The following is a 25,231-nucleotide window of genomic DNA, read 5'->3' on the forward strand; positions in this document are numbered from 1 at the left end:
GAGGCCGACGGCGGCGAGCGCGAGGCACTGGAGGTCCTCTGAAGTGACGTGATCGACGATCCCCAGCCCTTCAGAAACCCACTGCCCGGCGCCTAGTGTTGCCGCCGGACGAGAGGCCGGGCGTCGCACCCGCTGGTGAGGAGCCGGGCTTCGCCTGGCGCGGCAGGGGGCGTCGCCGACACGATGTGTTCGTCGGTGTTCGTCACCGGCAGGCTGAAGGGATCAGGCATGTTCCGCAAGGTGCTGGTCGCCAACCGTGGAGAGATCGCGATTCGCGCGTTCCGCGCCGGCTTCGAGCTGGGCGCGAGGACGGTCGCCGTCTTCCCGCACGAGGACCGGAACTCGCTGCACCGGCTGAAGGCCGACGAGGCGTACGAGATCGGCGAGCCGGGGCACCCGGTGCGGGCGTACCTCTCGGTCGAGGAGATCGTCCGCGCGGCCCGCCTGGCCGGGGCCGACGCCGTCTATCCGGGGTACGGGTTCCTGTCCGAGAACCCCGAACTGGCCCGCGCGTGCGAGGAGGCGGGCATCACGTTCGTCGGCCCGAGCGCGCAGATCCTGGAGCTGACCGGCAACAAGGCGCGCGCGGTGGCCGCCGCCCGAGAGGCCGGCGTACCCGTGCTCGGCTCCTCCGCTCCCTCCACCGACGTGGACGAACTGGTCCGTGCCGCCGGGGACATCGGCTTCCCGGTGTTCGTCAAGGCGGTCGCCGGCGGCGGCGGGCGCGGCATGCGGCGGGTCGAGGACCCCGACCGGCTGCGCGAGTCCATCGAGGCGGCGTCCCGCGAGGCGGCGTCCGCGTTCGGCGACCCCACCGTGTTCCTGGAGAAGGCCGTCGTCGAGCCCCGCCACATCGAGGTACAGATCCTCGCCGACGGGCAGGGCAACGTCATCCACCTCTTCGAGCGTGACTGCTCGGTGCAGCGCCGCCACCAGAAGGTGATCGAGCTCGCCCCCGCCCCGAACCTCGACCCGGAACTCCGGATGCGGATCTGCGCCGACGCCGTGCGGTTCGCCCGCAGGATCGGCTACCGCAACGCGGGCACCGTGGAGTTCCTGCTCGACCGCGACGGCAACCACGTCTTCATCGAGATGAACCCGCGCATCCAGGTCGAGCACACGGTGACCGAGGAGGTCACCGACGTCGACCTCGTCCAGTCGCAGCTGCGGATCGCCGCCGGTGAGACGCTGGACGACCTCGGGCTGACGCAGGAGACGGTCGTCCTGCGCGGCGCCGCCCTCCAGTGCCGTATCACCACCGAGGACCCGGCCAACGGCTTCCGCCCCGACACCGGCAGGATCAGCGCCTACCGTTCGCCGGGCGGCTCGGGCATCCGCCTCGACGGCGGCACCACCCACGCCGGTTCGGAGATCAGCGCGCACTTCGACTCGATGCTGGTCAAACTCACCTGCCGCGGACGGGACTTCACGACAGCGGTCAAGCGGGCCCGGCGCGCCGTGGCCGAGTTCCGTATCCGTGGTGTGGCCACCAACATCCCGTTCCTGCAGGCCGTGCTGGACGACCCGGACTTCCGGGCGGGGCGGGTCACCACGTCGTTCATCGAGCAGCGGCCGCACCTGCTGACCGCACGCCACTCCGCCGACCGCGGCACCAAGCTGCTCACCTACCTGGCCGACGTCACGGTGAACAAGCCGCACGGCGAGCGCCCCGACCTGATCGACCCGACCACCAAGCTTCCGCGCCCCGCCGGCACCGAGCCGCCCGCCGGCTCCAAGCAGCAGCTCACCCACCTCGGTCCCGAGGGCTTCGCCCGCCGGCTGCGCGCATCACCGACGATCGGCGTCACCGACACCACGTTCCGCGACGCCCACCAGTCGCTGCTCGCCACCCGGGTCCGTACGAAGGACATGCTCGCCGTCGCCCCCGTGGTGGCGCGGACCCTGCCGCAGCTGCTGTCCCTGGAGTGCTGGGGCGGCGCCACCTACGACGTCGCCCTGCGTTTCCTCGCCGAGGACCCGTGGGAGCGCCTGGCCCGACTCCGCGAGGCCGTCCCGAACATCTGCCTCCAGATGCTGCTGCGCGGCCGCAACACCGTGGGCTACACGCCGTACCCGACCGAGGTGACCGACGCCTTCGTCCACGAGGCCGCGGCCAGCGGCATCGACATCTTCCGCATCTTCGACGCGCTCAACGACGTCGGCCAGATGCGGCCCGCCATCGACGCCGTACGCGAGACCGGCACGGCCGTCGCCGAGGTCGCCCTGTGCTACACCTCCGATCTGTCCGATCCGTCGGAGCGCCTGTACACCCTCGACTACTATCTCCGCCTCGCCGAGCAGATCGTGGACGCGGGCGCCCACGTCCTGGCCGTCAAGGACATGGCGGGTCTGCTCCGCGCCCCGGCCGCCGCGAAGCTGGTGTCCGCGCTGCGCCGCGAATTCGACCTCCCCGTCCACATCCACACCCACGACACCGCGGGCGGCCAGCTCGCCACCTATCTGGCGGCGACCGGGGCCGGCGCGGACGCGGTGGACGGCGCGGTGGCGTCCATGGCGGGCACCACCTCGCAGCCGTCGCTGTCGGCGATCGTGGCCGCGACCGACCACTCCGAGCGGCCCACCGGCCTGGACCTCCAGGCCGTCGGGGACCTGGAGCCGTACTGGGAGAGCGTCCGCAAGATCTACGCCCCCTTCGAGGCGGGCCTCGCCTCGCCGACCGGGCGCGTCTACCACCACGAGATCCCCGGCGGGCAGCTCTCCAACCTGCGTACCCAGGCCGTCGCACTCGGCCTCGGCGACCGTTTCGAGGACATCGAGGCCATGTACGCCGCCGCCGACCGGATGCTCGGCCGGCTGGTCAAGGTCACCCCGTCGTCGAAGGTGGTCGGCGACCTCGCCCTGCACCTGGTGGGCGCGGGGGTGAAGCCGGAGGACTTCGAGGCGGCGCCGAACTCGTACGACATCCCGGACTCCGTCATCGGCTTCCTGCGCGGCGAGCTCGGCAACCCGCCCGGCGGCTGGCCGGAGCCCTTCCGCAGCAAGGCACTTGAGGGCCGCGCCGAGCCGGGGCCCACGCAGGAGCTGACCGAGGAGGACCGGGACGGGCTGGAGAAGGACCGGCGCGCCACACTCAACCGACTGCTCTTCCCGGGGCCGACGCGCGACTACGAGACACACCGCCAGACCTACGGCGACACCAGCGTCCTCGACAGCAAGGACTTCTTCTACGGGCTGCGTCCCGGCAAGGAGTACGCCGTCGACCTGGAGCCCGGCGTCCGTCTCCTCATGGGTCTTGAGGCCATCGGCGAGGCCGACGAACGCGGCATGCGTACCGTGATGTCCACCCTGAACGGTCAACTGCGGCCGATCCAGGTACGCGACACCGCTGCGGCCTCCGACGTTCCGGTGACGGAGAAGGCCGACCGGGCCAACCCCGGCCATGTCGCGGCGCCGTTCGCCGGAGTGGTGACGCTCGTGGTCGCCGAGGGCGACGAGGTCGCCGCGGGTGCCACGGTGGCCACCATCGAGGCGATGAAGATGGAGGCCGCGATCACCGCCCCGAAGGCCGGGAAGGTGTCGCGGCTCGCCATTAACAAGATCCAGCAGGTGGAGGGCGGCGACCTCCTCGTCGAGATCGCCTGAGTCGTCACTCCCGGTGCTCTCTGCCCGAGGGCTCGGCGGCCGGGGGTTCGGGGCCCTGGTGCGGCAGGTCCAGCAGAGCCCGCAGCGGAGCCGAGGCGTGCGGGCCCGCGCGCCAGATCAGCGCCTTGGCGTAGGGGATCCGGGGCGTCACCGGCACGACGGCGACCCGCGGGTCCCGGGTGATGCCCCGGACCGCGCCCGCGGCGAGAGCGATCCCGACGCCTGCGGCGACGAGCTCCAGTTGCAGTGCCACGTGGTTGGTCGCGTACGCGGGCCGGAAAGGCACCCGAGCCTCCTCGAAGGCTGTGCGCAGCCGGGTGTACAGCCCGCTGTCCGGGCCGTAGGTGATCAGCGGGGTGGTGACGAACTCGTCCGCGCGGGGCAGTTCGGGACATCCCGGATGCGGAGTTCGGCCAACGCCGGCCAACAACGCGAGGAACGGTACGTCGAGAACACCCCGGCCGACTGGTCCTTCGGCTTCGGCCGCGCCCAGTACGTCGAGGGCGACCTGGGGATCCCCGCCGCGGCGGCCGCGTCCTGACGTACTCGGCAGGGGCCGCGCGCGGCGGCGGGGATCACAGTCGGCGCCGGCACCTCACCCCGCGGCGCGCGGCTACCGGGTCAGCAGCGTCCGGGACACCGCCGACGGTACGAGGGCGTAACCCGCGGGGCGCGTGGTGAACGTGCCCCTGCCCTGAGTGCGGCTGCGCAACCGGGACGCGTAGCCGAACAGCTCGGCCAGCGGCACGGTGGCGGTGACCGCCGTGGTGCCGCCCCGGGCCGTCGAGCCCGAGACACGCCCGCGCCGGGCCGCCAGGTCACCGAGCACCGTGCCCACGGCGTCGTCGGGCACCGTGACCGTGACCTCGGCCACCGGTTCCAGGAGCGCCATCGCCGAGGCGCGCAGCGCCTCCCGGAGGCCGAGCCGGCCCGCCGTACGGAACGCCATCTCCGAGGAGTCCTTGGAGTGGGTCGCGCCGTCGGCCAGTGTCACCCGCAGCCCGGTCACCGGATGACCGCCGAGGGGACCCTCGGCCAGCGCGTCCCGGCAACCGGCCTCCACCGCGCGGACGTACTCCCGCGGCACCCGGCCCCCGACGACCGTCGAGCGGAACACGAATTCGCCCGTCGACCCCGCGGGGACCTCCAGCGGCTCCACGTCCAGGACCAGATGCGCGAACTGGCCCGCGCCGCCGTCCTGTTTGACGTGGCGGTACACCAGCCCGGACACCCCGCGGGCCACCGTCTCCCGGTAGGCGACCTGCGGACGGCCCACGGCGACCTCCAGCCCCTGGTCACGGCGGACCTTCTCCACGGCGACCTCCAGGTGCAGCTCGCCCAGCCCCGACAGCACCGTCTGCCCGGTCTCGGGATCGGTCCGCACCACCAGCGAAGGATCCTCCTCGACCAGCCGTGCCAGGGCGGTGGCCAGCCGGTTCGCGTCGAGGTTGCGGCGGGCCTCGACCGCCACGGAGACGACCGGGTCGGCCGCGGTGGGCGGTTCGAGGACCAGGGGCGCCGAAGGGGCACACAGCGTCGTCCCGGCGCGGGCGGACTTCAGCCCGACCACGGCGACGATGTCCCCGGCCACCGCCAGGTCCGTCTCCGCGTGCCGGTCCGCCTGCACCCGCACGATCCTGCCGACCCGCTCGGTTCGCCGTACGCCCATGTCCAGCACCACGTCCCCCTTCCTCAGGGTTCCCGAATACACCCGCAGACAGGTCAGCCGGCCCGTCGCGGTCGACGTCACCTTGAAGACCAGCGCCGCGAACGGCGCCCGAGGATCGGCGGCCCGTTCCTGCGCCCCGTCACCCGATTCGCCCCGCACCGGCGGAACGTCCACCGGCGACGGCAGGTACGCCACGACGGCCTCCAGCAGCGGCTCGATCCCCCGGTTGCGGTAGGCCGACCCGCACAGCACGACCACGCCCTCACCACTGAGGGTCAGCTCGCGCAGGGCCGCGGCCAGGGTGCCGTCGGAGACCGACGACCGGGCGCAGAACTCCTCCAGCGCGGCCGGATGGAGCTCCGCCACGGCTTCCTCCAGCAGCCTGCGGCGCCCGACCGCATCCTCCCGCAGCACCTCCGGCACGGGACCCTCCTCGTACGAGCCGCCCTCGGCGCCCCAGACCAGTGCACGCATACGCACCAGGTCCACGACTCCGGTGAAGCCGGCCTCACGCCCGATCGGCAGCTGCACCACCAACGGGACCGTGCCCAGGCGGTCCCTGAGCGACGCCACGGCCGAGTCGAGATCGGCGCCCGCGCGGTCCAGCTTGTTGACGAAGGCGATCCGTGGCACCCCGTGCCGGTCCGCCTGCCGCCACACCGCCTCGCTCTGCGGTTCGACGCCCGCCACTGCGTCGAACACCGCGACCGCGCCGTCGAGCACGCGCAGCGAACGCGTCACCTCGTCGGAGAAGTCCACGTGACCCGGTGTGTCGATCAGGTTGATCCGGTGGCCGTCCCAGACGCAGCTCACCGCGGCGGCGAAGATCGTGATGCCGCGATCGCGCTCCTGGGAGTCGAAGTCCGTGACGGTCGTCCCGTCGTGGACCTCGCCCCGCTTGTGGGTCGCGCCGGTGAGGTACAGGATCCGCTCCGTCACAGTCGTCTTGCCGGCGTCCACGTGGGCGAGGATGCCGAGGTTCCGGACGGCGGTCAGTGGATTGCGAGAACGATCGAGGGAACGGTGGTGCAGGTTGGTGCGCACGGCCCGGGGCCTTTCGTCGTGAGCGAGAAAAGGGCAGCGCGATGCGGCTGACGACAACGGATGGGTGCAGGGGGCAGGAGGCGTGCTCAACTGCCTGACATGCCGTACCAGTTGTTGTTCGTGACAGCCGTCCGGTGCGGGCCGCGCAGCCGGCACCGGGTCTACGAAGACACCAGGATCACGTCGTACCGAGACGGCGAAACGGCGGAACGGGAAGCGACAGAAACGGAGGCGACGGAAACACAAACGACGCGACGGGGAACGACGACAAGGGTGCCGTACTGCACGGTCGGGCCCCCTTCACTCGTCACATGTCTCGAAGCGTGCCGCGATCTCGCGGCAGCGCACGGCGAGTGTAGGGAACCCGACTGCGGTCAGGCACCGGGTTTTTGTGCCACTGCGGACACCGGGACACCGGTGCTCCGTAACCGGTGCTCCGTCAGTCCCGGCCCGTACCCCGGTAGAGGTCGAGTTCCCCGTCCAACTCGACGGCCAGCACCGTCGCGTACGCGTCGAGGTCGGCCTCCGCGGGCGCGTCGATCCACGTCACGCCCGGCACCGCGTCCAGCCCGCCGGTGACGTGATGCCCCAGCTCGGTGCCCGTGCCCAGGACCGTGACCCGCTGCACGCGGTTGCGCATCCCGCGCACCGAGACCGTCTCGCGCGGCACGTCGAAGCAGACCAGGTACAGGGTGCGCCGGTCGGCGGACAGGGTGCTCGGCCCGTAGTGGTGCCCGGCGGGCAGCCCGGCGACCGTCCCGTACACGGCCTCGGAGTGCCGTCCGATCCACGCGCCGAGTGCCTCCAGCCGCTCGACCTGCTCGGCGGGGATCGTCCCGTCCTCCCTGGGCCCGACGTCGAGCAGCAGATTGCCGCCCATGCCGATCGTCTCGGCGAAGTAGCGCACCAGCTGGCGCACCGACTTGTGGTTGTGGTCCTGGTGCTGGAAGCCCCATGAGTCGTTGATCGTCAGGCACAGCTCCCAGGGGCCGTCCGGTGCCTGGAGCGGGACGCCCTGTTCGGGGGTGGAGTAGTCGCCGTGGCTGAGCATGCGGGCGTTGAGGACGGTCTCCGAGTTCTCCGCGAGGATCAGTTCGGCGAGCTCACCGATCCTCCACTGCTCCTCGGTGCGCTCCCACTCGCCGTCGAACCACAGCAGGTCGGGGCGGAACCGCTGGACGAGTTCGCTGATCTGGGCGTCGCGGTACGCCAGGAACCGCGCCCAGGCGTCGGGGTCCTCCTTGCCGGCCTCGGTGTGGGAGTAGGGATTGGCGTCGTTGCCGCCCGGATAGGTGTCCGGCCACTCGTCGATCCCGGGGTGCCGGACGCTCGCGTAGTCCGGGTGGTTCCAGTCGGAGTGCGAGTAGTACAGGCCCACCTTGAGGTCCTGCTCGCGCAGCGCGTCCGCGTATCCGGCGATCAGGTCGTGGCCGGCCGGGGTGCTCCGGACGACGTTCAGGTCGCCGTGCGCGGTGTCCCACAGGGCGACGCCGTCGTGGTGCCGGGCCGTGAGCACCGCGTACTTGGCGCCGGCGCGGGCGAACAGCTCCGCCCAGGCGCGCGGGTCGTACCGGGACGCCGTGAATCCGTCGAGCTGTCGCATGTACCGCTCGTGCGGGACCTCGCCCCAGTAGAAGGACCAGGACTCCGGAACCCCTTCCACGGCGTAGATGCCCCAGTGGATGAAAATGCCCAGCTTGGCGTCGGTGAACCAGGGTTGCATCGGCATGCGCCCACGCTAGGCACGGCTGTGCGGCAGGCGCGTGGGCGCGGGTCACCACTACTGGTCGATTTTCACCTCGCCGCGCTGCCTTCGCCTGTATGGACGGAGCGCGCCACGAGGGAGGACCACGGGGAGGAGTGCTTCCTCGCGCGTCCGCCGCGCGGGCGCACGCCGTTCAACCGACCGGTGGAACAACCGTACTTGGCGTTGTCAGGTAGGTGCACCGCCGGGACTCCGCGGGTTCAATCGCAGGTGCACATATGCACAAGCGTCGACCACCGACGTCCCCCACACGTCAGGAGGAAGCGTGATCACCACCCCGGAACCGGGACTCACCGAACGTGATCTGATCGCGCGGGCCGAAGCGCTGCGGCCCGCGCTGCTCGAACGGCAGGCGGAGACCGAGCGCCTGACGCACTACCCCGAGGCCACCCACGACGACTTCCTGCGGGCGGGCTTCTACCGCGTACTCCAGCCGCGCCGGTACGGCGGCTACGAGTTCGGCCTGCCCACGTTCTTCCGCATGGTCACCGAGATCGCCCGCGGCTGCCCCTCCACCGGCTGGGCCCTGTCGCTCACCGCCGCCCACGTCCTCCAGGCCGCCACGCTCTTCGAGGAGCGGGCGCAGGACGAGATCTTCGGCGCCGACGGCGAGTTCCGGGCCGCGTCCACCGTCACACCGGTCGGCGTCGCCCAGCCCGACGGCGACGGCCACGTCGTCCTCGACGGCACCTGGTCCTACGCCTCCGGCGCCCCCTACTCCACCCACTACGTCGGCCAGACCCTGCGCGCCCCCGAGAAGCCCGGCGATCCGCCCGGACCGTTCGTGCTGTTCGTCGCCCCGCGCGCGCTGTGGACGGTGGTCGACGACTGGCACGGCGTGCTCGGCCTGCGCGGCACCGGCTCCAACAGCATCCGCATCGACCAGGGACGCATCCCCAGGTACCTCACCCGTGAGGTGAGCCTGCTCGACCTGCCCGTCGAGGGCGGCTCACCAGGTTCGACGCTGCACGGCAACCCGATGTACGCGGGGCGCGCGCCCAGCTTCTTCCACGGGGAGCTCGCCGCCATCATCATCGGCACCGCGTACGCGGCGGCCGACGAATACGCGCGCATCCTCGCCGAACGCCCGCTGATCGCCGACCCCGGCCGCACGCGGGCCGGACTCCACGACTACCAACGGCACCTGGGCGAGGCCCTCGGCATCATCCACACCGCCGAGGCGGCACTCCAGTGCAACGCCCAGCACTGGATGGAGGCCTGCCGCCGCAATGTCTCCGGGGAGGAGCCGTTCACCACCGCCGTGGACAACCGCCTCGCGCTCGTCTTCCAGACGGCCGGACGTATGGCCTGGGACGTGCTCCAGGGCAGCCTCTTCCGCACCGCGGGCTCCCGCTACGCCCGTGACGGACAGCGCATGCAGCGTTACTTCCGGGATGCGGCCACCTACTGGACCCATGTCGGCGCGTCGATGGCCGAGCCCTTGGCCCGGCGCGTCGGCCGCGACCACCTGGGCCTGCCGTCGGACGACATCCCCTTGATCCCATGAACCCCTGATACCTGGCCCGTGACCCCTGGCCCCATGAGCTGCTGATCTCTGCTGATCCACAGCGAACCCTGGTCCATCGCACAGGATTGCCCGGGACCTGGCCGGGTACGCGACGGGCGTTGCGCCCGGGACAGAAGGCGTCCTGGGTCGCCCGCCCGCCACTACCCGGGGATCTGCCATGGACACACCCTCGAACGACAACACCGCGCCCCAGGCCGTGACACCGGCACAGGAGGCGCTGACCGTGCTCGCCCTGAACACCGGGGACAGGGGCGCGCTCGACACGCTGGCCGAGTCGGACGTGCTGGTCCCCGTGCCGGACGACGCCGGCGACGACGCCGCCTCCGACCCGACCGTGGTGGCACTTCCGGTGCTGGAGCAGTCGGGCGGAGAACAGGTCGTACCCGTGTTCACCTCGGAAATGGAGATGGCCGATCTGCTGCCGTTCGTCTCGCGCTACCGCCTGGTGCCGCTCGGCGCCCTTGCCTCGCAGTGGCCGGACGCGGACCTGTCGCTGACCATAGACGCCAGTTCGCCGCACGGGCTGACCCTCGACTCCGAGGGCGTACGCACGCTGCTGGCGAGGCCACAGAGCTGAGGCCACAGAGCTGAGGAACCAAGCGCACGTCCCGGCCTGGCCCTCTCAGAGGGCCTTGCCGGGATTGAGGATCCCGTATGGATCGAACGCCGCCTTCAGCCGACGCTGCAGCGCGTGCGCCGCGGGCCCCAGCTCGTCCGCGACCCACTGACGCTTGAGCACGCCCACACCGTGCTCGCCGGTCAGTGTGCCGCCCAGCCGCAGGGCCAGCGCGAAGATCTCGCCGGCCGCCTCCCAGGCCGCGTCCGGGAGCCCGGGGAGCGACGGGTCCACGACGATGATCGGGTGCAGGTTCCCGTCCGCCGCGTGCGCGATCGTGAACACCGGCACGCCATGACGTGCGGAGACGGCGCGGATCCCGCGGACCGCCTCCGCGAGCCGGGAGCGCGGCACCGCGATGTCCTCGATCAGCGGACGGCCCAGCCGTTCCAGCGCCGGCAGAGCGAGACGGCGGGCCGCGAGCAGCGCCTCGGCCTCGGCCGGGTCGGCGGTCTGCTCGACGGCTGTCGCCAGTGGAGCCACGACCCGCGCCACCGCCTCCGTCTCGGCCGCCGCGCCCGCGCCGTCGCACTGCACCAGCAGCAGCGCGGCCCCGCGCTCCCGCAGCACCGGGTCGACGGCCTCCAGCACGGGCCCGTCGACCAGTTCCGCGAGGGCGGGGACGACCCCAGCACGGCTGATCGCGTACGAGGCGTCGGCGGCCGCCTCGACGGAGGAGAAGTACGCGGCGAGGGTGGCCGTCGCCACCGGTACCGGACGCAGTCGCAGTGTCGCCGAGGTGATGACGGCGAGCGTGCCCTCGGAGCCGGTGAGCAGGGCCGTGAGGTCATAGCCCGTGACGCCCTTGACCGTACGGCGGCCCGTGCGCACCACCGTGCCGTCCGCGAGCACCGCCTCCAGGCCCAGCACGCTGTCCCGCGTCACGCCGTACTTCGCGCAGCGCAGTCCGCCCGCGTTGGTCGCGATGTTTCCGCCGATGGTGGACAGGGCGGCACTCGCCGGGTCGGGTGCGTACCGCAGGCCGTGCTCACCGGCCGCCCGGTCCAGTTCGGCGGTGATGACACCGGGTTCGACGATGGCGAACTGGTCCTCCGGGGACAGTTCGAGGATGCGGTCCATGCGGGAGAGGTCGAGGACCAGAGTGTCCTCGCCCGCGCTCGCGCCGCCCGAGAGCCCGGTGCCCGCGCCGCGCGGTACCACCGGCACGCGCAGGGCGTTCGCGTGCCGGAGCGTGATCGTCACGTCCTCGGTCCGCCGCGCATGGACGACCGCCAGGGGTGCGCCGTCGGGCCGCGTGCCGGAGCGGTCGGTGGCGTACGCGGCGACCTCGGCCGGGTGCGTGGTCAGCAGGTCGGGAGCCAGATCGCGGGCGAGCAGACCCAGGAGCCGGGCGGAAGCAGTGGGGGCGGGCGCGGTCACGGAGCCGGTCGTGGTCACGGGATGGGACGAGGACACAGGATCGGTCATGGTCACAGGTCAAGAGCCTTTGTTCCGACGGCGAGCAAGGAGATGTCCTCCTGGGGTGCGTGCACGGGTGCGCACTGGATGTCGCGGAAGTGCCGTTCCAGCGGGTTGCCACGGGCCAGCCCCGGGTTGCCGAGCAGCCGCACGGCCAGCTCGACGGCCCGCACGGCGTGCCGGTCGGCCAGCACCCGTGCGCCCAGCGCCTGTTCGGGCGAGTACGAGGAGTCGCTTGCGTCGACGCGCGCGGCGCCGTCGAAGACCAGCTGTTCGGCCGCGGCGAGCAGCACCTCGATCTCGCCGGCGGCCCGCCGGAAACGTTCCGTGCGAGCCACCGCGTGACCGAGGTTGGCGGGCACGCGCGCGTGGGCGAAGGTGTGGAAGAAGGACTGCGCGGCCCGCGCGACGCCCAGGTAGAGCGCGGCGAGCGGGAGATGGACCGCCGCGCCCGCCCGGTTGTCCTGCTCCGCGGCCGGACCGTACGGCCCGAGCCCGATGACGTTCCCGTACGGGATCTCCACGTCCTCGAAGGCGATGCCATGGCTGCCGCTGGCCCGCAGCCCCAACTGGTCCCAGCGTTCGGCGACCCGGATGCCGGGCGAGTCACCGGGCACGAGGAAGGTGCCCACGCGCGGCTCCGGCTCGTCGGTGGTGGCCCACACCAGGAACCAGTCGAGTCCCTCCGCACCGGTCACGAATCGTTTCCGGCCGCTGACCGACCAGCCGTCGGCCGTCCGCCGGGCGAGGGTGGCGGGCAGGCCGCCGCGCGCCGGCGATCCCAACTCGGGCTCCACGCGGGCGTGATTGACGAGCACCGGACGCTCCTCGGACTCCTTGACGACACGCGCGTACAGCTCGTCCGGCCAGTGGGGTTCGGCGGCCTGGCGTGCGTGGGCGTTGAGTGTCATCGCCGTGATGAGGGCAACGGACGGATCACCCTTGCCGAGGGTGTGCAGGATCCGCGCGGTCTCGGCCGTGCGGGCGCCCTGACCGCCGTACCGCTCTCCGACAGTGGCCGTGAGCAGTCCCGCCTCGTGCACCGCGCGGAGGGACTCGGCGGGGAAGGCGGCCGACTCGTCGTAGCCGGGTGCGAGGCGGGCGAGGCGGTCGATCAGGCCGGCGGTCACAGCGCCTTCTCCAGGTCGGTGTTCAGCTCGCGGCTCCAGAAGGAGGCCACGTCCACCTTCTCCTTCAGCGCCCCGAGTTCGAGGAAGGCGTCGGCCACCTTCTGCTGCGAGGCGATCGTGTCGTCGCCGACCGTACGGGCCTCGGTCGGGCGCTGGGACTGCGCGTCGCGGAGGTCCTTCTCGGCCTGGGCGAGGGGTTGGTGCGTGGCCTTGGCGACGACCTGTGCGAACTCGCTCCGGCGCCCGTCGTTGACGTACGCGTATGCCTTGGTGATCCGGGCGATCAGATCAGCTGCGGCCGCCCTCTGCGCGGGACTGCCGAGCACACTGTCCCGCGCCGACCAGAGGAAGTTGCCGGACAGGATGTCCTTGCCCGAGCCGATGGTGACGGCGCCCTGCTGGTGGGCGGTGATGATCGACGTGCCGTACGAGGCGAAGGCGTCGATGCCGCCGCCGTTCAGGGCCGCGAGCCCGTCGTTGGGCAACAGGGGCTTCGCGTCGATGTCCGACCACCGCAGACCGGCCTGCTTGAGCAGTTCGTACAGGAAGTAGTGGGCGGTGGTGTTCTGCACGTAGCCGACCTTCTTGCCCTTCAGACCGGCGATGTCGTTGATCTTCGAGTGCCGGGAGGCGACGACCTCCTGGTTGAGGGTGGCACCGCGCTGCACGGCGACGACCTTGAAGTTCGGCCTGCCGCCGGCGGCGGCGAAGACCGGCGGGATCTCGCTGGAGGAGGCGAGGTCGAGCGCACCGGCGCGGATCGCCTGGAGCTGCTGGTCACCGCCCTGGAAGAGGCTCCACTTGACCTTGTAAGGGGTGTCGTCGAGGTGGGCGAACCTCAGGACCGCCTCCTCGGTCTTCCAGCCGGTGGCGCCCACGGTGAGGGTCACGGACGACGCGTCGGACGACGACTCGGCCTGCGCCCGGTTGCCGCAGGCCGCCGCGAAGGGCAGGAACAGTACGGCGACGGCGGCGGACGCGCGGATGGTGCGAAGGAACACGGAATCTCCATGGGATGGGGGAGCCGGTCAGGCGGCCCGGGTCGTGGCGGCGCGGTGGGCGAGTTCCTGACGGACCAGCGGCAGCACGTGACGGCCGTAGTCGATCGCGTCGTTGAGCGGGTCGTAACCGCGGATGGACAGCAGGTCGCAGCCGATGTCGACGTAGTCGAGGAGGGCCTTCGCGACCGTCTCCGGGGAGCCGACGAGCGCGGTCGAGGCGCCGGCGGCGTTGGTGGCGACCGCCGGGGCGGTCCACAGGCACCGGTCGTGGACCTCACCGCGCTCGGCGATGTCGAGCAGCCGCTGGGAGCCGACGTTGGCCGGGCGGCCGGTGGTGCGGTAGTGCCGCAGCAGCTCGGTGTTCCTGGCCTGGTCCCGCAGCACCCCCAGCGTGCGGTGCGCCTTCTCCCAGGCCAACTCGTCCGTGGGCGCGATGATCGGGCGGAACGACACCCAGATACGGGGACGGGGGCGCCCCGCGGCATCGGCGACCGTGTTCACGGCGGCGATCTGCTCGGCCGTCTCCTTGAGCGGCTCGCCCCACAGCCCGAAGATGTCGCCCTGCTGACCGCCGACACGGTAGGCGTCCTCGGAGGAGCCGCCCACCGAGATGGGCACCAGTCCGTTCACGGGCTTCACGTCGGAGTAGTAGCCCTCGAACCTGAAGTGCCTGCCCTCGTGCGAGACGGGTCCGTCGGCCTGCCACACCTTCCTCAGGATCTGGATGTACTCGTCCGAACGCTCGTACCGCTCCGTCTTGTCGAGGTAGTCGCCCTCCCTCCGCTGCTCCTCGTCGTTGCCGCCGGAGATGATGTGCAGCGTGAGCCGGCCGTCGCTGATCCGGTCCAGGGTGGCGAGGGCACGGGCCGCGTGCGTGGGGAAGACCACGCCCGGCCGGTGCGCCAGGATCGGGCGGACGCGCTCGGTGTGCGTGGCGACGAACTGGGCCACCTGGAAGGCGTCCGGCGAGGCCGAGTGGTAGGCGACCAGGGTGTGGTCGAAGCCGCCGTCGTCCAGGGCGCGGGCGTACCGGCGCAGATGGGCGGGGTCGAAGCCGGTCCGGCTCGCGGCCGCCGGCCCCGACGCCCCGGCGTCCGTGTGGACTGCGCTGATGAACTCGACAGGCATGAGCAACTCCTTCTGGGTGCGGCTACTTGAGCAGGGACGTGTCGGCCGACTCCGCCACGTCGACGTTCGGGTCGAGGACGCCGATGCCGTGCATGAGGTCGGCCACGCCCTGGACGGTGTCGTTCACCTCCGGCGTGATCGGCAGGACCTTGCTGTACGCGGCGGACGCGAGGGTCTTCGCCACGGACGGGTCGGCGCCGTTGCGCTGCTCGATGGCTTTCGCGTACGCGTCCTGGTGTGTGCTGGTCCACTCCAGGGCCGTACTGAGGCGCTTGAGGAAGTCGGCGAGGGCGGCCTTCCTGGCCTTGTCGGCGAGGGCCTTCTCGGAGGCACCGATGAAGCCGTACCCGCTCACGCGCCCGTCGGCGCCGTCGACGAGGAGCCTGCCGCCCTGTTCCAGTCCGACCGCCTGGTAGACGCCGAAGGTCGCCCAGACGTTGATCTTCCCGGAGGCGAAGGCGGCCTGCGCGTCGGTCGGGAGGAGGTACTGCACCTTCACATCGGAGTAGCTCAGGCCGTTCTGTTTCAGGACGTTGGCGAGCAGGTACTCGGCGATGCTGCCCTGCGCCGAGGACACCACGACCTTCTGGCCCTTGAGGTCCTTGACGCTGTCGATGCCGGAGCCCTTGCGGACGACGAGGCCGACGTGCCGTCCGTCGTTCTTGAGCACGGCGACGTTCTTGAACTTCACACCGCCGCTGAGGGCCTGGAGGGCCGGCAGGTCGGCGGAGTACGTGGTGTCTGCGGCGCCCGCCTGCACGGCCTGGAACAGCGGGGCGGCGCCCTCGAACTCAGCCCACTTCACCTGGTAGTCCGCGCCCTTGAGCGCGTCGGAGGCGGCGAGGATGGTCTGGAGGGTCCTGGCCTGGTCGCCGATGGTGAGGGTGACCTGCGAGCCTTGCGCCGAGGTGTCCGCGGACGAGTCCCCGCCGCAGGCGGTCGCCGTCAGCAGGGCGGCGAGGCTCAGCGCGGTGGCGGCGATCTTGCGTATCACGAGGGGGTGCCTTCCGGGGAGTGGGTGACGCCGAGCCAGGTCAGCAGGCGGGCGCGCAGGGTGACGAATTCGGGAGCGGTGAGGTCGCGGGGGCGGGGCAGGCCGACGCCGATCTCGTGGGCGATACGGCCCTCGTCCATCACCAGGACGCGGTCGGCGAGCAGCAGCGCCTCCTCGACGTCATGGGTGACCAGGAGGATCGCGCAGCCGTGCCGCTGCCACAGCTCGGCTACCAGTTGCTGCGCCTTGCCGCGGGTGAGCGCGTCCAGGGCACCGAACGGTTCGTCCAGCAGCAGCAGTTCGGGCTCGCGGACGAGTGCGCGGGCCAGCGAGACGCGCTGTGCCTGACCGCCGGAGAGGGTCTTGGGCCACACCGTGGCCCGCTCCGCGATGCCGACCTCGTCGAGTGCCCTGAGCGCCAGCGCCCGGTCGGGCCGGCCGGGCAGTCCGAGGACGACGTTGCGCCACACCTTCAGCCAGGGCAGCAGCCGCGGCGACTGGAAGGCCGCGCTGCGCCGGGCCGGCACGGTCACCTCGCCGCCGATCTCGTCGTCCAGCCCCGCGAGGATGCGCAGCAACGTCGACTTGCCGCAGCCGCTGTGGCCGAGCAGGGCCACGAACTCGCCCTCACGGATGTCCAGATCCAGCTCGTGGAGCACGGTGTTGCCGTCGAAGGCCCGTGAAAGGCCCCGGATCTCCACGCTGCTGCGCACGGTGGTCGTCATGGTCACGCCTCACCCTCGAAGTTGGCCCGCCACCGCAGCAGGCGGCGCGACAGCACCCGTACGGCGAAGTCGCAGGTCAGGCCGAGCAGCGCGTACACGGCGAGGCAGAGCACGATGATGTCCGTGCGGAAGTACTGCTGGGCGTTGCTCATCAGATGACCGAGCCCCGCGTCCGCGTTGACCTGCTCGGCGAACACGAGCGCGAGCCAGGCCGTGGAGAGCGCGTACCGGAGCCCCACGAGCGCCCCGGGCAGCGCGCTCGGCAGGATGACGTACCGGATCAGGCCGAGCCTGCCGAGCCCCATCATCCGGGCTGCTTCGACGAGTTGGGCGTCGGTGGAGCGGATGCCGCCGTAGATGTTGAAGTAGAGCGGGTATGTCACACCGAGAGCGACCAGGGCGATCTTCGGGGTCTCCTCGATGCCGAACCACACGATGAACAGCGGGATCAGCCCCACCCAGGGGATCGCGCGGAACATACCCATCGAGGAGTCGATGACGTCCTCGCCGAGCCGGAACAGCCCCGCGAGCAGGGACAGACTGAGTGCGACCGTCGCACCGATGAGGAACCCGGTGGCGGCCCGGCGTCCGGACGCGGCGATGGCGCTGGGCAGTTCGCCGCTCCGGGTCAGCTCCACGGCCTGCTTCACCACGTCCACGGGGGAGGCGAGCACGGACTCGGGGAGCACGCCGGTGGCCGAGGCCAGGAACCAGGCGAGCACGAGGCCCACCGGACCGGAGGCGCGGCGTACGGAGCGGGGAACGGAGATCTGGCGGGCGGACCTGGCGGTTCCGCGGATGGTGACGCGCGGAGCGGAGGGCTCGTTGGCCGGGTGCGGCGGGAAAGGCGGTGAATGGGCGGGGTCGTCGGGCGGTGCCGTGGTGGGCACGTCGATCGGTTTCGTCGTCATGTGGGGATTCCTCTCGGCATCTCAGGCCTCCGGGGGCCTCTCGGGGGTTCCTCGGAACTCCTTGCGGGTCCGCTCAGGAGACGCCGTCCGCGATGAGGGGCAGCTCGGGGGAGAGGCGCAGCCGCTCCAGGAACAGCACGAGCGTCGCGGCGACTGTGCGGTGCAGCGCGTCGTTGAGGACGTCGTGACGGCCACCGTCGAAGGTCACCGTCCGTACGCGGGGGTGGCCCGCGTAGGCCCGCAACGCCCCGTCGAGCGGGCTGATCCGGTCGTCCGTGCCGTGCAGGGCCAGCACCGGAACCCGTACGTGATCGAGGCATAGATCCGGCAGGTCCGGGGTCTCGTCGAGTGCGCCGCGCCGGAAGCCCGGGTCGTTCGTGAGCCGGCCCTGGTGGGTGGGGCAGGCGGTGCGCGCCGTCACCTCGGCCTCCCAGCCCCGCGACATCCACGGGCCGGTGGGGAGCCCGGCGAGGACGAGCGCGTCGACGCCCGCGGTGTGCTCGGCGGCGAGGCGGGCGGCGTACCGGGCACCCGTGTCCGAGCCGACCAGCACCTTCGGACCGGGCAGCGACTCGTCGGCGAGCAGCTTGGCCGCCCGGTCGAGCACGGACGCGTCGGCCGACGGGTCGCCGAGGGCACGCACGCGGTAGGCGTCGAAGGCGAGACGGCGGCCGAACCGCTCGTACACACCGCCGTGTTCACCGCGCCCGGCCAGCACGATCAGGGTGCCGCGCGGGGCGAGACCTTCGGGTTCGTCCCAGGAGGACACGGCGGGGGAGGGGGACGAGGGCATGAGGGGGTGACTCCCGTAGTCAGGAAACAGGGAAAGTGCATGCGGAAGGGCAGCGGTAGGGCAGAGGACGGAGCGGCAGGGCCGAGGAGAGGACCGACGCGTGTCAGGACAGCCCGGACGTGATCAGCTCAGACCGGGGAGGAGCGCCGACGTACGGCGGGAATCAACGACAGCGCGCGCTGCACGCAACGCCGAAGTCGATGACTCGGCGCTGCGTCAGAAGAGCAGCGAAGGCGCGGGTCGGAACCATGCGTTCATCATGACCGGCGGCGCCGCACCGCGTCCAACGACGATTCCGCATCAAAACCGATCAGCGATCGCGATCGATGCCCGGCAGCGGTTACGGTCACCGCATGCCCCAACCCGTCCTCGACATCGTGGCACTGCGCAGCCTGATCGCGATCGCCGACTGCGGTGGCTTCCACCGCGCGGCCCGCTCCCTCACCCTGAGCCAGTCCGCGGTGAGCCAGCACGTGCGCAGGCTGGAGAAGACCCTTGGCCGCACGATCGTCGAGCGGGAGGGCCGGGGCACCCGCTTCACTCACGGGGGGCGCCTGCTCGTCGAGCAGGCCCGGCGCATTCTCGCGGTCCACGACGAGGCCGTACGCGCCCTGCTCGACGTCGACGGCGACACCGTCACCATCGGGTCCACCGAGCACGCGGCCGACCAGTTCCTGCCCCGGCTGACGGCGGCCGTCCAGGAGGTGCGTCCCGGTTGCAGGGTGCGCTTCAGCATCGACCGTTCGGCACGGCTCGTCGATGCGGTGGAACGGGGCAGCGTCGATGTCGCCGTATACGTCACGGAGGCGGCCGCCACCGAGGGCACGCCCGTCGGCGGGTTGCCCCTGACCTGGCACGCCACACCCGGCTGGGTACCGCCCGCAGCCCCGGTCCCCGTCCCGCTGGTCGCCATCGAGGACCCGTGCGCGATCCGCCGCCGGGCCATCGCGACGCTGGCCGCGCACGGGGTGGCGGCCACCGTCGTCGGCGACGCCGGGTATCTCGCGGGTGTCCTCGACCTCGCCCGCACGGGTCAGGGCGTCGCCCTGCTCGCCTCCGTGGGATCCGCGCCGGACGGTCTGGCCCCGTACGAGGGGCTGCCTCCGGTCACCCCGATCCCGATGAGCGCGCTGGCCCGGCCCGGAGCGGATCCGGCGACGGCGGAGGCGGCCTTCGAGGCGGTACGGGAATTGCTGGGCTGAGGGCCTGTCGTGGGCGGCAGGCGCCACTCCCGGCACAGGACCAAACCGAGCCCCAGCCCCGCAACATGGCATTCCCGGCCCCGCACGATGACAGCCCTGGGGAGCGTGCCAGGCGTCGCGGGGCTGGGGGCACCTCCCACGCCCTTAAGGCAGTGGGGGAGGGAATTTGACGACAGGCCCTAGCCCCGCAACATGCGGGACAGGGCGGCCCGTTGCAGGGGCAGGACCTCGGCGTGCAGGTCACGGCCCTTCTGGGTGAGGACGACCCACACTCCGCGCCGGTCCTCCTGGCAGACGGAGCGCTCCACCAGGCCGTCCTTCTCCAGACGGCCGATGAGGCGGGACAGCGCGCTCTGGCTGAGGTGCACCCGGTCGGCGATGTTCTGCACACGGCACTGCTCACCCTTGTGCGCGACCGTGCCCGAGGCGAGGATGTCGAGGACTTCGAAGTCACTGGCGCCGAGGCCGTGCGGATGCAGTGCGCGGTCGATCTCGCACATCGTGCGCGCGTGCACCGACAGGATGTCCCGCCACTCGTCCTCGAGCCGGGCGTCGGCCGTGTTCGCTGCCATACCTGCACGGTAACAGACATGTGAACACTTGTTGATTGTGCAACTAGTGCGGGTGCAAGGTTCTTCTCCCGGACGTCACTCCGCGGGAGCCTGCTGCATCAGCCCGATCAGGTTCCCGTCGGTGTCCTTCACCGAGGCGATCAGCCTGCCGCCGCCCACGTCGCGCACGTCGTGGAGGGTCTCGGCCCCGGCAGCGAGGAGGGCCGCCAGGGTGGACCTGATGTCGGAGACGTGCCAGTACGGCACCGGTCCCGTCATGCCCCTGGAGTGCCCGTGCGGGTCCAGGCCGACCTCCTGTCCGGCGTCCCTGAAGCCGACGTAGTAGGCCGAGTCCGCGTAGGGCGTGCCGAACAACTCGCTGAACAGCGCCTTTGCCCGGTCGAGGTCCTTGACGGGATAGATGATGGTGGTGAGACCGCGGGTCATGGCGTACTCCTCGCATGGTCCTGTCGCCTGTCGCACCGACGGGATTCCGCCGACAATCCCACGCTAGGCCCTGTCGTCAAACTCCCTCCCCCACTGCCTTAAGGGCGTGGGAGGTGCCCCCAGCCCCGCGACGCCTGGCACGACGCCTGGCACGCACTCCCCCACTGCCTTAAGGGCGTGGGGGGTGCCCCCAGCCCCGCGACGCCTGGCACGACGCCTGGCACGCACTCCCCCACTGCCTTAAGGGCGTGGGGGGACCCCAGCCGCGTTGCCCGAAAGCCCTAGTAGCTCCTCCCCCACGCTCGGCTTCGCTCGCGCGGGGGCCCCCATCGCCTCCGCGGGGCCCGCCCTCCGGGCGGACGACGGGAGTTTGACGACAGGGCCCAGGACGGGGGAGCGGGGCCCGCTTCTTCGATCCTGATCGGTCTTCGCCCACGCCCGCGAGGCCGGAGTCCCTCAGGCCGAGTCCCGGCGCACCAGCACCGTCGGCAGGATCACCGCCGCGGGGTCGTCGCCGCCGATCTGTGCCAGCAGGACCCGCACCATCTCGCCGCTGATCCGGTCCCAGGGCTGGCGGATCGTCGTGAGGGCCGGAGCGGACTCCGTCGCCGCGGGGGAGTCGTCGAAGCCACCCACGGACACGTCCTCCGGGACCCGGCGGCCCGCCCGGCGCAGCGCGGTCAGGACGCCCTGCGCCATCAGGTCCGAGGCGACGAACACGGCGTCCATGTCCGGCGCCCGGTCCAGCAGCCGCTCCGCGCCGGCAGCACCGCTGGCCCGGCTGTAGTCGCCGGTGACGACGAGCCGCTCGTCGATCTCGACGCCCGCGTCCGTGAGCACCTCCTTGTACCCGGCGAGGCGCTCCACTCCGCCCGGCGTGTCCAGCGGACCGGTCACGACACCGATGCGGCGGCGGCCCAGCGACAGCAGATGGCGGACCATGTCCCGGGCCCCGTCCCGGTCGTCCGCCGCCACGTAACTCACCTTGGAGCCGAGCCCCATCGGCTTGCCGCACTGGACCAGAGGCACCCCCGCCTCGCGCAGTTCCTCGGCGACCGGGTCACCGGAGTGGCTGGACACCAGCAGCACGCCGTCGACGTGGCCCGCCGTGATGTACCGCGTGATGCGGCGCCGTTCGTCCTCCGTACCGGCCAGCATCAGCAGCAAGGGGATGTCGTGCGCGGCCAGCGCCTGGGTGCAACCGCGCAGCAGGACATTGAAGTTGGGGTCCTCGAACAGCTTCTCCTGGGGTTCGGTCAGCAGGAAGCCGATCGAGTCGGAGCGACCCGTGATCAGTGAGCGGGCGTGCCGGTTCACCACGTAACCGGTCTTGCGGATCGCCGCGTTGACCGCTTCCTGTGCCGCCGGGCTGACGTAGCGGCCGCCGTTGAGCACGCGTGACACCGTGCCCCGGGAGACCCCCGCCACGCGCGCCACGTCGTGGATGGTCGGCGGTTTGCGCCGTCCCGCGGTGTTGCTCATGGTCATGACTTTACGGCTCCGGACAGCAGATCGAGGCTCCAGAAGCGCTGGATGACCAGGAAGACCGCGATCAGGGGGAGCACCGCGAGCAGCGCGCCAGTGATCACCAGGGTGTAGAGGGCCGGAGTGTTGGAGCCCTGTTCGAGGAGAGTGAACAGACCCAGCGTGATCGGGAACTTCTCGTCGTCGCTGAGCATGATGTACGGCAGCAGGAAGTTGTTCCACACCGCCACGAACTGGAACAGGAAGACGGTCACCAGGCCCGGCACCATCATCGGCAGGGCGATCCGTATGAAGATCCGCCACTCGCTCGCCCCGTCCATGCGCCCCGCCTCGACCACGTCACCGGGCACGGCGGCGGCCGCGTAGATCCGGGACAGGTACACGCCGTACGGCGACAGGACCAGCGGCAGCAGCACGGACCAGTAGGTGTCCGCCAGATCCACCCGGGCCAGCAGCAGGTACTGCGGGATGGCGAGGATCACCGGGGGCATCAGCACGCCCGCCAGCAGGATGTTGAAGACGGTCTCGCGGCCGCGGAAGCGGTAGACCGCCAGCGCGTAGCCGCTGATCGCGGAGACGGCCGTGGACAGCAGGGCGCCCAGGCCCGCGTACAGGGCGGAGTTGCCCATCCACTGCCAGTAGATGCCGTCGCGGTAGGCGTTCAGGCCGGACAGGTTGTCCGTGAGGCCGGTTCCCGGCAGGAAGGTGAACGTGGAGAACAGTTCGCTGCCGGACTTGGTGGCCGCGATCACCACCCAGGCCACGGGCAGCAGGCAGTAGCCCGTGCCCAGCAGCAGCGCCAGCGTCGGGACGAGCCCGGCACGGCGGCGCGGCAGGGGGCCCTGGGTGGCGCCGGGCGTGGTGCCCGCCACGGGACCGGCCTTGACGACGGCAGGTGAACTCATCGTGCTTCCTCCTGCCGGGAACGGGAGCCCGCGGCCCGCAGAAAACCGAAGGACAGGACCAGCGTGGCCACGGCGATGATCACGGCGCCGGCGGCGGCCGCGTGGATGTCGCCCTTGCCGAAGGCGTCCTGGTACACCTTCATCAGCGGACTCCATGTCGTGGAGACGGAGTTGGTGAGGGGCTTCAGGGTGGTGGGCTCACTGAACACCTGGAGCGTCGCGATGATCGAGAAGAAGAAGGTCAGCACCAGCGACGGCGCCACCATCGGGATCTTGATCCGCAGCGCGATCTGCAGTGGGGTCGCGCCGTCCAGCTTCGCCGCCTCGTACACCTCGGCCGGGATAGCCCGCAGCGAGGTGTAGATGACGATCATGTTGAAGCCGGTGCCGCCCCACACCGCGATGTTCGACAGCGCCGCGTACAGCCCGCCGCCGTCCAGCAGGTCCGGTTGCGGCAGCCCGAGCCTGTCGAGCACGAAGTAGAAGGGGCTGACGTCCGGCAGGTAGAGGAAGCCCCACAGCAGGGCCGCCACGACACCCGGGACGGCGTACGGCAGGAAGATCGCGAGCCGGGTGAAGGGAGCGAACCGGACCTTCTCGCTGTCCAGCATCAGCGCGAGGACCAGCGCCAGTCCGAGCATCACCGGAATCACGATGGCGCCGTAGCCCAGCACACGCAGCGCGCCACCCACGAACTCGGAGTCCGTCAGGGCGTCGGCGTAGTTCTCCAGACCGGCCCAGACCTCGCTCCGCGCACCCGAGCCCAGGCCCAGGCCCTTGACCTCGATCTTGTGGAGGCTGAGCCAGACCGCGTAGCCGATGGGCAGCGCGAAGAAGAGGGCGAACAGGACTGCCGCGGGGAGGAGGAAGAAGAAGGGGGCGCTGCGCGCTCGTTCGACGGTGGCGGCGGGGGACCGGCGGGCGTACGGGGCCCCCTTGGCCCCGTACGACGTCCGGTGTGCACTCGTCACTCCGCTACCTCGAAGCCCTGCTTCTTCAGATCGGCGACCGTGTCGTCCTGCATCGTCCCCAGGGCCGCACCGAAGTCGGACCTGCTCTTGGCGGCGGCGCCGAACGCGTCCTTGAAGGTGGTGTACGCGACGTTCACGTTCGGGCCCCATGCGGAGGGAGCCGTGGTCTTCGCTATCTCGGCGGCGCCGGCGTAGAAATCCGTCTGGTTCGAGAAAAAGGCCGGCGGCTCGGCGAACGCGTCACTGAGCTGCGCGCTGGTGGAAGCGGGGTAGATGCCGCCCTCCTTCGCCAGCGCGGTCAGCGCGTCCCGGTCGGTGTTCAGCCAGACGGCGAACCGCGCGGCGGCCGCCTTGTGCCGGGAGTCCGTGGTCACGGCGGTCGAGGAGCCACCCCAACTGCCGGTCACATCCTCGCCCTTCGACCACTGCGGCAGCGGCGCCATCCTCCACTTGCCCTTCGTGTCCGGCGCGGCGGTGGTCAGCGTGCCGGGCGCCCAGACCGCGCTCACCCAGGCAATCTGCCGGCCGGTGTTGAGAGCCTTGTTCCAGGCCGGCGTGTACATCGGCTGGTTGTCGATGGCGCCCTCCTTGACGAGGCCGCCCCAGAAGTCGGCCACCTTCTGGCTGGCCGCGTCGTCGATGCCCACCTTCCACTTGTCGCCCTCGGTGGTCCACCACTGGGCGCCCGCCTGTTGGGCGAGGCCCGCGAAGAGGCCGGAGTCGTTGGCGGAGAAGGTGGTCAGATCCACGTCCGGCGCCTTCCGCTTCAGCGCGCGGGCCGTCTCGGCGAACTCGTCCCAGGTCGTCGGCACCGTCAGGCCGTACTTCTCGAACAGGTCCTCGCGGTAGTAGAACATCATCGGCCCGATGTCCTGCGGAATCGCGTACACCGCGTCCGTGCCCAGCGTCGTCTGCTGCCAGACCCCCTCGGCGAACTTGCTCTTCGCGTCCTTGGCGTCGCCCGAGATGTCGGCGACCGCGTCATTGCTCACCAGGGTCGGCAGTGCCTGGTACTCGGCCTGCACCAGGTCGGGGCCCTTGCCCGCCTTGTGCGCGGTGAGGATCTTGGTGACGAGGTTGTCGCCCGAGGCCTGTTTCTTGACCGTGACGGTGATGTCCTGCTCCTTGCCGGGACCCTTGTTCCACAGGTCCACGACCTTGTCCATGCCTGGCGTCCAGGTCCAGTACGTCAGGTTCGCGGGTCCGGACGGGGCCTCGCTGTCGTCGTCGGACCCACCGCAGGCGGCGAGCGTCGTGGCACCGAGCGCCACGGCGACGGCAGTGGCCACAAAGCGGCGTTGCTTCGTGTTGGGCATGGATCGTTCTCCCCTGGCCTGGGGCCCT

General features: G+C 71.3%; 22 protein-coding genes. 5 read left to right on the plus strand and 17 right to left on the minus strand.

Going from position 1 to position 25,231, the window contains the following annotated elements; translation table 11 throughout:
- Positions 1-228: 228 nt before the first annotated feature.
- Positions 229-3,603: a pyruvate carboxylase gene (locus tag E0500_RS39920; protein ID WP_131558141.1), complete on the plus strand. Its 3,375-nt coding sequence runs from the start codon at positions 229-231 to the stop codon at positions 3,601-3,603.
- Between the two features lie 4 nt (positions 3,604-3,607).
- Here the strand turns inward: E0500_RS39920 and E0500_RS39925 are convergent, their stop codons facing one another.
- Positions 3,608-4,033, minus strand: a complete 426-nt coding sequence (locus E0500_RS39925; protein WP_165934830.1) for a LysR family transcriptional regulator substrate-binding protein — start codon at positions 4,031-4,033, stop codon at positions 3,608-3,610.
- On the opposite strand from E0500_RS39925, the gene E0500_RS39930 reads away from it, so the two are divergent.
- Positions 4,004-4,144: a hypothetical protein gene (locus tag E0500_RS39930; RefSeq protein ID WP_220141500.1), complete on the plus strand. Its 141-nt coding sequence runs from the start codon at positions 4,004-4,006 to the stop codon at positions 4,142-4,144. The two genes, E0500_RS39925 and E0500_RS39930, sit on opposite strands and share 30 nt — an antisense overlap.
- A 72-nt stretch (positions 4,145-4,216) precedes the next feature.
- Here E0500_RS39930 and fusA read toward each other — a convergent pair whose 3' ends face one another.
- The gene (fusA, locus tag E0500_RS39935; RefSeq protein WP_131558143.1) at positions 4,217-6,316 is read right to left on the minus strand and encodes an elongation factor G; all 2,100 of its coding nucleotides are present in this window, start codon (positions 6,314-6,316) and stop codon (positions 4,217-4,219) included.
- Between the two features lie 439 nt (positions 6,317-6,755).
- Entirely contained in the window at positions 6,756-8,045 is a 1,290-nt protein-coding gene (locus tag E0500_RS39940) for an alpha-L-fucosidase (RefSeq protein WP_131558145.1), read from the minus strand.
- 301 nt (positions 8,046-8,346) lie between these two features.
- Here E0500_RS39940 and E0500_RS39945 point away from each other — a divergent pair, with 301 nt between their 5' ends.
- Both E0500_RS39945 and E0500_RS39950 read left to right on the plus strand, forming a co-directional pair.
- Entirely contained in the window at positions 8,347-9,588 is a 1,242-nt protein-coding gene (locus tag E0500_RS39945; protein WP_131558147.1) for an acyl-CoA dehydrogenase family protein, read from the plus strand.
- Positions 9,589-9,766: 178 nt separating this feature from the next.
- Positions 9,767-10,186, plus strand: a complete 420-nt coding sequence (locus E0500_RS39950; RefSeq protein WP_131558149.1) for an SseB family protein — start codon at positions 9,767-9,769, stop codon at positions 10,184-10,186.
- A gap of 45 nt (positions 10,187-10,231) precedes the next feature.
- Here the strand turns inward: E0500_RS39950 and E0500_RS39955 are convergent, their stop codons facing one another.
- From E0500_RS39955 to E0500_RS39990, 8 genes are all read right to left on the minus strand, one after another.
- Positions 10,232-11,653, minus strand: coding sequence for an FAD-binding oxidoreductase (locus E0500_RS39955; protein ID WP_131558151.1), 1,422 nt, complete (start codon positions 11,651-11,653; stop codon positions 10,232-10,234).
- A 2-nt stretch (positions 11,654-11,655) separates the two neighbouring features.
- Positions 11,656-12,774: an acyl-CoA dehydrogenase family protein gene (locus tag E0500_RS39960; RefSeq protein ID WP_309505303.1), complete on the minus strand. Its 1,119-nt coding sequence runs from the start codon at positions 12,772-12,774 to the stop codon at positions 11,656-11,658.
- Positions 12,771-13,775 carry an ABC transporter substrate-binding protein gene (locus E0500_RS39965; protein WP_131558153.1) on the minus strand — a complete coding sequence of 335 codons (1,005 nt, stop codon included), beginning with the start codon at positions 13,773-13,775 and terminating at the stop codon, positions 12,771-12,773. The genes E0500_RS39960 and E0500_RS39965 overlap by 4 nt, the downstream gene beginning before the upstream one ends.
- A gap of 27 nt (positions 13,776-13,802) precedes the next feature.
- The gene (locus tag E0500_RS39970; protein WP_131558155.1) at positions 13,803-14,903 is read right to left on the minus strand and encodes an LLM class flavin-dependent oxidoreductase; all 1,101 of its coding nucleotides are present in this window, start codon (positions 14,901-14,903) and stop codon (positions 13,803-13,805) included.
- Positions 14,904-14,925: 22 nt separating this feature from the next.
- Complete coding sequence (locus E0500_RS39975) at positions 14,926-15,897, minus strand: ABC transporter substrate-binding protein (RefSeq protein WP_131558157.1); 972 nt, start codon at positions 15,895-15,897, stop codon at positions 14,926-14,928.
- Positions 15,894-16,622: an ABC transporter ATP-binding protein gene (locus tag E0500_RS39980; protein WP_220141501.1), complete on the minus strand. Its 729-nt coding sequence runs from the start codon at positions 16,620-16,622 to the stop codon at positions 15,894-15,896. Before E0500_RS39980 ends, E0500_RS39975 begins: the two co-directional genes overlap by 4 nt.
- A gap of 2 nt (positions 16,623-16,624) precedes the next feature.
- The gene (locus E0500_RS39985) at positions 16,625-17,533 is read right to left on the minus strand and encodes an ABC transporter permease (RefSeq protein WP_131558159.1); all 909 of its coding nucleotides are present in this window, start codon (positions 17,531-17,533) and stop codon (positions 16,625-16,627) included.
- Positions 17,534-17,606: 73 nt separating this feature from the next.
- Entirely contained in the window at positions 17,607-18,326 is a 720-nt protein-coding gene (locus E0500_RS39990) for an alpha/beta hydrolase (protein ID WP_131558160.1), read from the minus strand.
- A 353-nt stretch (positions 18,327-18,679) separates the two neighbouring features.
- On the opposite strand from E0500_RS39990, the gene E0500_RS39995 reads away from it, so the two are divergent.
- A complete protein-coding gene (locus tag E0500_RS39995; RefSeq protein ID WP_131558162.1) occupies positions 18,680-19,528 on the plus strand; it encodes a LysR family transcriptional regulator in 849 nt (282 codons plus the stop codon).
- A 179-nt stretch (positions 19,529-19,707) separates the two neighbouring features.
- Here the strand turns inward: E0500_RS39995 and E0500_RS40000 are convergent, their stop codons facing one another.
- The 6 genes from E0500_RS40000 to E0500_RS44640 all read right to left on the minus strand — a co-directional run bounded on the left by E0500_RS40000 (position 19,708) and on the right by E0500_RS44640 (position 25,203).
- Positions 19,708-20,100: a MarR family winged helix-turn-helix transcriptional regulator gene (locus E0500_RS40000; protein ID WP_131558164.1), complete on the minus strand. Its 393-nt coding sequence runs from the start codon at positions 20,098-20,100 to the stop codon at positions 19,708-19,710.
- A gap of 75 nt (positions 20,101-20,175) precedes the next feature.
- The gene (locus E0500_RS40005) at positions 20,176-20,526 is read right to left on the minus strand and encodes a VOC family protein (RefSeq protein ID WP_131558166.1); all 351 of its coding nucleotides are present in this window, start codon (positions 20,524-20,526) and stop codon (positions 20,176-20,178) included.
- 456 nt (positions 20,527-20,982) lie between these two features.
- Positions 20,983-22,014, minus strand: coding sequence for a LacI family DNA-binding transcriptional regulator (locus tag E0500_RS40010; RefSeq protein WP_131558168.1), 1,032 nt, complete (start codon positions 22,012-22,014; stop codon positions 20,983-20,985).
- Complete coding sequence (locus tag E0500_RS40015) at positions 22,011-22,916, minus strand: carbohydrate ABC transporter permease (RefSeq protein WP_131558170.1); 906 nt, start codon at positions 22,914-22,916, stop codon at positions 22,011-22,013. The genes E0500_RS40010 and E0500_RS40015 overlap by 4 nt, the downstream gene beginning before the upstream one ends.
- Entirely contained in the window at positions 22,913-23,887 is a 975-nt protein-coding gene (locus E0500_RS40020) for a carbohydrate ABC transporter permease (protein WP_131558172.1), read from the minus strand. The genes E0500_RS40015 and E0500_RS40020 overlap by 4 nt, the downstream gene beginning before the upstream one ends.
- Positions 23,884-25,203: an ABC transporter substrate-binding protein gene (locus E0500_RS44640; protein ID WP_131558174.1), complete on the minus strand. Its 1,320-nt coding sequence runs from the start codon at positions 25,201-25,203 to the stop codon at positions 23,884-23,886. Before E0500_RS44640 ends, E0500_RS40020 begins: the two co-directional genes overlap by 4 nt.
- Between the last annotated feature and the right edge of the window lie 28 nt (positions 25,204-25,231).

Source organism: Streptomyces sp. KM273126, from assembly GCF_004337435.2.
GTDB classification, from domain to species: Bacteria; Actinomycetota; Actinomycetes; order Streptomycetales; family Streptomycetaceae; genus Streptomyces; species Streptomyces acidicola.